This window comes from Streptomyces sp. NPDC060205, assembly GCF_042728395.1.
Classification (GTDB): domain Bacteria; phylum Actinomycetota; class Actinomycetes; order Streptomycetales; family Streptomycetaceae; genus Streptomyces.
On record NZ_JBHWZP010000414.1, the window covers coordinates 1 to 7,255 of the forward strand.

General features: G+C 70.1%; 4 protein-coding genes and 1 pseudogene. 4 read left to right on the forward strand and 1 reads right to left on the reverse strand.

Features of this window, described 5'->3' with window-relative positions:
• Positions 1–152 precede the first annotated feature (152 nt).
• Positions 153–1,052: pseudogene (locus tag ACFWGJ_RS39535) on the reverse strand (hypothetical protein); the annotation flags it as partial.
• A gap of 135 nt (positions 1,053–1,187) precedes the next feature.
• Between ACFWGJ_RS39535 and ACFWGJ_RS39540 the strand changes: the two are divergent.
• The 4 genes from ACFWGJ_RS39540 (at position 1,188) to ndk (ending at position 7,218) form a co-directional block, all read left to right on the forward strand.
• Positions 1,188–3,818 carry a valine--tRNA ligase gene (locus ACFWGJ_RS39540; protein ID WP_387333801.1) on the forward strand — a complete coding sequence of 877 codons (2,631 nt, stop codon included), beginning with the start codon at positions 1,188–1,190 and terminating at the stop codon, positions 3,816–3,818.
• 258 nt (positions 3,819–4,076) lie between these two features.
• Positions 4,077–5,582 (forward strand): bifunctional folylpolyglutamate synthase/dihydrofolate synthase, encoded by a 1,506-nt coding sequence (locus tag ACFWGJ_RS39545; RefSeq protein WP_387333802.1) that lies wholly within the window; start codon positions 4,077–4,079, stop codon positions 5,580–5,582.
• 3 nt (positions 5,583–5,585) lie between these two features.
• Complete coding sequence (locus ACFWGJ_RS39550; protein WP_381834641.1) at positions 5,586–5,930, forward strand: DUF4233 domain-containing protein; 345 nt, start codon at positions 5,586–5,588, stop codon at positions 5,928–5,930.
• Positions 5,931–6,804: 874 nt separating this feature from the next.
• Positions 6,805–7,218, forward strand: a complete 414-nt coding sequence (gene ndk, locus ACFWGJ_RS39555) for a nucleoside-diphosphate kinase (protein ID WP_107016276.1) — start codon at positions 6,805–6,807, stop codon at positions 7,216–7,218.
• Positions 7,219–7,255: the final 37 nt, after the last annotated feature.

Consider the following 7,255-nt stretch of genomic DNA (forward strand, 5'->3'; position numbering starts at 1 on the left):
ACCTTCGCCGCCGCGCCCGTACGGATCGGGAGCGCGACGGTCGCCGTGCAGGCGTCCGGGGCGGTGTCGACGTGCTGATCGGGTCGGCGGCCACGCTGCGGTCGCTGAACGCCCAGGAGTTCGTGGACGAGAAGTTCGGTCTGCCGACGGTGACGGACCTCCTTGCGCACCTTTGCGGTGGTCTCGGCGACCTCCGCCGGGTCCGAGCTCTTGCCCGCCGCGGCGTCGGAGAACTCGATGGGCAGGACGAAGCCGAGCGTGCTGTGGTCCGCCCAGGCGCAGTACGTCACGTTCATCTCCTTCGGCTCGCCCGTGCTGCCGCCGGAGTTGTCGATCTTTGCCTGCTGGCACTTCAGGACGGCGCCCTCCAGCGAGCTGGGCTCGTAGGCCTTCGAGCTGCCGACGAAGGTGACGTCCTCGTCCTTGGCGTCCTTCTCCATGAAGGCGAAGAACTCGTCCACCGCCTTCTCCGGGTCGTCGATGTCCCCGTACACCCCGCCGAAGCTGAGCAGCTTGCCGGCCAGCGGGTTGTCCTTGTCGCCCGACTGGTAGGAGGCGCTGACGTCCTTGGGGTTCTTGACACCCCAGGACTCGGCGTCCTTCAGGTCGGACTTCGACATGCCGTCCCCGGCGCCCTCGCTCTTCTTGTATTCCGTGAGCAGCGTCGCCGGCGTCGTCAGCTTGTGGGGGCCGTCGTCCGCGACGTCCGCGCCTCCGCCGCTGCCGCCGATGATGAAGTACGCGCCCACCGCGATCGCGGCCACGACCGCCACCGAGCCGATGATCAGGCCCGTCTTCTTCTTGCCGCCGCCGGGGGGCGGGGGCACCGGGGCGCCGTACGGCGGCTGCTGGCCGTAGCCGGGCTGCTGCGGCGGGACGCCGGGAGGGGCCTGCTGCGGGTACCCGTAGCCGGGCTGCGGCCCAGGAGCCTGCTGCGGGTAGCCGTAACCGGGCTGGGGAGCCTGCGGCTGCTGGCCGTAAGGACCCGGCTGACCGTACGGTCCGGGCTGCTGCGGCTGCCCGCCGTACGGGCCCGGCTGGTTGTAGCTCATTCTGGGTTCCCCTCCAGATACTTATGTGTTCCGAACATCCTCACCCAAGCCGAGGGGCGCCGGAGCGGCGGGGGCCGCACCGTTACCAAGTAATCGAGTTTCGGAGCGGGCCTGTGACACCTCTAAACTGGGTCCGTGACCGACAACGCTCAGCAGCAGCCGCCAGCCAACACCCCCGAACTGCCGACCCAGTACGCGCCGGCCGAGGTAGAGGGGAAGCTGTACGAGCGCTGGGTCGAACGGGGTTACTTCGCCGCCGACGCGAACAGCGACAAGCCGCCGTACACCATCGTCATCCCGCCGCCGAACGTCACCGGGTCCCTGCACCTCGGGCATGCCTTCCAGCACACGCTCATGGACGCCCTCACCCGCCGCAAGCGCATGCAGGGCTTCGAGGCGCTGTGGCTGCCCGGCATGGACCACGCCGGTATCGCCACCCAGAACAAGGTCGAGCAGCAGCTCGCCGAGGAGGGCAAGTCGCGGCAGGACCTCGGGCGCGAGGAGTTCGTCGAGCGCGTCTGGCAGTGGAAGGAGGAGTACGGCGGCAAGATCCTCGGGCAGATGCGCCGGCTCGGGGACGGCGTCGACTGGGACCGTGAGCGGTTCACCATGGACGAAGGGCTGTCCAAGGCCGTCCAGACCATCTTCAAGAAGCTGTACGACGACGAGCTGATCTACCGCGCCGAGCGGATCATCAACTGGTGTCCCCGCTGTCTGACGGCCATCTCCGACATCGAGGTGACCTACCAGGAGGACGACGGCGAGCTCGTCTCCATCACGTACGGCGAGGGCGACGAGACCCTCGTCGTCGCCACCACGCGCGCCGAGACCATGCTCGGTGACACCGCCGTCGCCGTTCACCCCGACGACGAGCGCTACCGCCACCTCGTCGGCAAGCGCATCAAGCTCCCGCTGACCGACCGCACCATCCCGGTCGTCGCGGACAGCCACGTCGACCCCGAGTTCGGCACGGGTGCCGTCAAGGTCACCCCCGCCCACGACCCGAACGACTTCGCCATCGGCCGGCGCCACGGCCTGGAGTCGATCACGATCATGGACGAGCGGGCGGTCATCACCGTCCACGGCCCCTTCGAGGGACTCGACCGCTACGAGGCCCGTTCCGCCGTCGTCGCCGCGCTGCGCTCGCAGGGCCGGATCGTCGCCGAGAAGCGTCCGTACGTCCACAGCGTCGGGCACTGCTCGCGCTGCGGCACCACCATCGAGCCCCGGCAGTCCCTGCAGTGGTGGGTCAAGGTCGGCCCGCTCGCCAAGGCCGCCGGTGACGCGGTCCGCGACGGCCGGGTGAAGATCCACCCCGAGGACATGTCGAAGCGGTACTTCGACTGGGTCGACAACCTCAACGACTGGAACATCTCGCGCCAGCTGTGGTGGGGCCACCGCATCCCGATCTGGTACGGCCCGAACGGCGAGACGGTCTGCGTCGGCCCCGACGAGCAGCCGCCCGGCACAGAGGCCGAGGGGTGGAGGCAGGACACCGACGTCCTCGACACCTGGTTCTCGTCCGGCCTGTGGCCGTTCTCCACGCTCGGCTGGCCCGAACAGACCCCGGACCTCAAGAAGTTCTATCCGACCGACGTCCTGCTCACGGGCCACGACATCATCTTCTTCTGGGTCGCCCGGATGATGATGTTCGGTCTGTACGCGATGGACGGCGAGGTCCCCTTCAAGACCATCGCGCTGACCGGTCTGGTCCGTGACGAGCGCGGCAAGAAGATGTCGAAGTCGTTCGGCAACGTCGTCGACCCGCTCGACTGGATGGACAAGTACGGCTCGGACGCCGTCCGCTTCACGCTGGCGAAGGGCGCCAACCCCGGCACCGACGTGCCGATCGGCGAGGACTGGGTCCAGGCGGCCCGTAACTTCGCCAACAAGATCTGGAACGCGACACGGTTCGCGCTGATGAACGGCGCGACGGTCGAGGGGCCGCTGCCGGACGCGTCCGCGATGTCGGCGACGGACCGGTGGATCCTGTCCCGCCTCAACGAGACCGTCGCCGAAGTCGACGCGTACTACGAGGACTTCCAGTTCGCGAAGCTCTCCGACGCGCTGTACCACTTCGCGTGGGACGAGGTCTTCGACTGGTACGTCGAGCTGTCGAAGACGACGTTCATGGCGGGCGGGCCCGCGGCCGACGTCAGCAAGCGGGTCCTCGGTGAGGTCCTGGACGTCACGCTGCGGCTGCTGCACCCGGTCGTGCCGTTCGTCACGGAGACGCTGTGGACGACCCTCACCGGCGGTGAGTCGGTCGTGATCGCCGACTGGCCCGTGGACAGCGGCTTCCGGGACACGGGTGCGGAGCGCGAGATCGAGGCGCTGCAGCAGGTCATCACGGAGGTGCGCCGCTTCCGTGCGGACCAGGGGCTGCAGCCGGGGCAGCGGGTGCCGGCGCGGCTGAGCCTCGACGGGACCGCGTTCGCTCCGCACGAGGCGGCCATCCGGCAGTTGCTGCGGCTGCAGCCGGAGGGGGACGACTTCTCCGCGACCGCGACGCTGCCGGTCGCCGGGGCGTCCGTCGCGCTCGACCTGTCCGGGACGATCGATGTGGCCGCCGAGCGGAAGCGGCTCGCGAAGGACTTGGCCGCCGCGGAGAAGGAGAAGGTCGCGGCGAACGCCAAGCTGGGCAATGAGGCGTTTCTCGCCAAGGCGCCGGATCAGGTGGTGGACAAGATCCGGGGGCGGCTCGCCAAGGCCGACGAGGATGTTGTGCGGCTTTCGGCTCAGCTGGAGGCTCTGCCGCAGGCGTAGGTGATTTTGAGGGCCCCGGGACCTGTGTGGTTCCGGGGCCCTCGTGCGTTCGTCTTCGGCCGCGGGCCGGTGGGGGCCGTTCGCGCAGCTCCCCGCGCCCCTGAAGAGGGCTGCGCCCTCCCAGGGGTGTGTTTGTCGGGTGCGGGGCGGTGGGGGCTGGCCGCGCAGTTCCCCGCGCCCCTCGACAGGGCTGCGCCCGTCGACGAGAGGGCTGCGCCCTCCCAAGGCTGTCGGCTTGCGGCTCCGTAGACTGGGGGTGTGAGTGAGATTTCGCAGGACAGCAGTGGGTCCGATCCGTTTGATGCCATCGTCGAGGCCGAGACGGAGCGTGATCCCGATCTCGCCGTGATCGAGGCCGGCAGCCGCACCCTGCGGACGCAGGGCCCGGCGCCGCAGTCCGACATCCCCGCGCGCCCGGACGACCCGGAGACCGACAAGGCGCTGCGCGAGGTCGAGACCGAGCTGGCCACGCGGTGGGGCGAGACCAAGCTGGAGCCTTCCGTGGCCCGGATCTCCGCGCTCATGGACGTACTGGGGGAGCCGCAGCGCGCGTACCCCTCGATCCACATCACGGGGACCAACGGCAAGACGTCCACCGCCCGCATGATCGAGGCGCTTCTCGGCGCCTTCGAACTGCGCACCGGCCGGTACACCTCGCCCCACGTCCAGTCGATCACCGAGCGGATCAGCCTCGACGGGGCGGCGATCCCGGCCGAGCGGTTCGTGGAGACGTACCAGGACATCAAGCCGTACGTCGAGATGGTCGACGCGGCCCAGGAGTACCGGCTCTCCTTCTTCGAGGTGCTTACAGGCATGGCGTACGCGGCCTTCGCGGACACGCCCGTCGACGTGGCCGTCGTGGAGGTCGGGATGGGCGGCAGCTGGGACGCCACCAACGTCATCGACGGGGATGTCGCCGTGGTGACCCCCATCGACCTGGACCACACGGACCGACTCGGGAACACTCCGGGGGAGATCGCCAAGGAGAAGGCCGGGATCGTCAAGCAGGGCGCGACGGTCATCCTGGCCCAGCAGCCCGTCGACGCCGCACAGGTGCTGCTCAAGAAGGCCGTCGAGGTCGACGCCACCGTCGCCCGTGAGGGGCTTGAGTTCGGTGTGATCAGCCGGCAGGTCGCGGTCGGCGGGCAGCTGCTGACGCTGCGCGGTCTCGGCGGGGAGTACGAGGCGGTGTACATCCCGTTGCACGGGGCGTACCAGGCGCACAACGCGGCCGTGGCGCTCGCCGCCGTGGAGGCGTTCTTCGGCGTCGGGTCCCAGCGGCCCGAGGCGCTCGACATCGACACGGTCCGCAAGGCCTTCGCGTCGGTCACCTCACCGGGACGGCTTGAGGTCGTCCGCAAGTCGCCGACCGTCGTCCTGGACGCCGCGCACAACCCGGCGGGAGCCCGTGCCACCGCCGAGGCGGTCCAGGAGGTCTTCGACTTCAGCCGGCTGATCGGTGTCGTCGGGGCGAGCGGCGACAAAAACGTACGGGGGATGCTCGAAGCCTTCGAGCCGATCTTCACCGAGGTCGTCGTGACACAGAACTCCAGCCATCGCGCGATGGACGCGGACGAGCTGGCGGGTATCGCCGTCGAGGTGTTCGGGGACGACCGTGTACAGGTCGAGCCCCGGCTGGACGACGCGCTGGAGGCCGCGATCACGCTGGCCGAGGAAGAGGCCGAGTACGCGGGCGGCGGCGTCCTCGTGACCGGTTCCGTCATCACGGTCGGCGAGGCCCGGCTGCTGCTGGGAAGGGGCTGAGCTGTGCGGACGCTCTGTGCTTCGACGCTGATCGGCGAGTTCTTCGTGATCGGGTTCGCCGGGCTCGTGGCGATGAAGGATCCCGATCTGTCCATGGCCACGGTCTGGACGGTGTGCGGGGTCGCGATGGTGCTGTGCCTGCTGCTGTGCGGGGTGATCACGCGGCCGGGGGGTGTGCAGCTGGGGTGGGCTCTGCAGGTGCTGCTGATCGCGAGTGGGTTCGTGGTGCCGGTGATGTTCTTCCTGGGGGCGGTGTTCGCGGCGCTGTGGTGGGCGTCGGTGCACTATGGGCGGAAGGTGGAGGAGGCGAAGGCGCGGTTCGCTGCGCAGGCGGGGGCTGGTGGGTAGTTCGGGGTTCCGTCCTTTCCTCGGGGTTCCCCCGGGCCCCCTCGGTCCTCAGACGCCGGACGGGCTTCATCGCTTCGGCTGCGGGTCCGGTGGGGGCTGGTCGCGCAGTTCCCCGCGCCCCTTAGGGGTGGGGCTCTGGCCCTGTCTTTCAGTGCGTGAGCTGGGGTTGCGGCTGCCGGTCCGGTAGGGGTCGGTCGCGCCGTTCCCCGCGCCCCTTAGGGGTGGGGTTCTGCCCCTGCCTCCCAGTGCGTGGGTTGGGGTTTTGGCTGCGGGTTCGGTGGGGGCTGGTCGCGCCGTTCCCCGCGCCCCTTTAGGGCGGGGCTCTGCCCCTGCCCTCCAGTGCGTGAGCTGGGGTTTTGGCTGTGGGGCCGGTGGGGGTCGGTTGCGCCGCTCCCCGCGCCCCTGAAGGCCCCTTCGGGGCTGCGGTTGTGTCTGCCTGGGGTGGGGCGTCGGCGGGTGCGGGGCGTCGTGGGTTGCTCGCGCAGTTCCCCGCGCCCCTGAAAGACGGGGCTGCGCCCCTGTCTTTCACGGCGCCGGGCGTGATGTGCGGCCTGGCCGCGCCTCTGCCCTTCTTTTCAGCCCGTCCGGCGTTTGAGGACAAGCGCGTCAGCGTGGGCCAGGGCGGAGCCCGTGACACGGGCCGGCGTGGAGTCCGCGGATGGGGCCGGGGGCGAGCCCGTGAACCGGGACGGGGCGGAGCCCGCGGATGAGGCCGAGGGCGAGCCCGTGGGCCGGGGCGGGGCGGAGCCCGTGGGGCGGGGCCGGTGGACCGGGCGGGGGCGGAGCCCGGGTATGGGGGCGGGGGCGGAGCCTCCAGGGAGACGACCTGTAGCCTCTTCATCCGCATGTTCTTGACCCTGAAGGAGTCACCACCGTGAGCCAGCGCACCCTCGTCCTTCTCAAGCCCGACGCGGTCCGTCGCGGCCTGACCGGCGAGATCATCAGCCGTATCGAGCGCAAGGCCGGCTGGCAGATCACCGCGCTGGAGCTGCGCACGCTCGACCAGGAGACGCTGGAGCAGCACTACGGCGAGCACAAGGGCAAGCCCTTCTACGAGCCGCTGGTCACCTTCATGGCGTCCGGCCCGGTCGTGGCGCTGGTCGTCGAGGGCGAGCGCGTCATCGAGGGCGTACGGGCGCTCGCGGGCCCGACCGACCCGATCGCCGCCGCCCCCGGCTCCATCCGTGGTGACTTCGGTGTGATCGTCCGCGAGAACCTGATCCACGCCTCGGACTCCGAGGAGTCCTCCGAGCGCGAGCTGAAGATCTTCTTCCCCGGTCTGGCCTGACCGTCCCACCGTGGCAGGGGCCGCCTCGCCCGGAGGC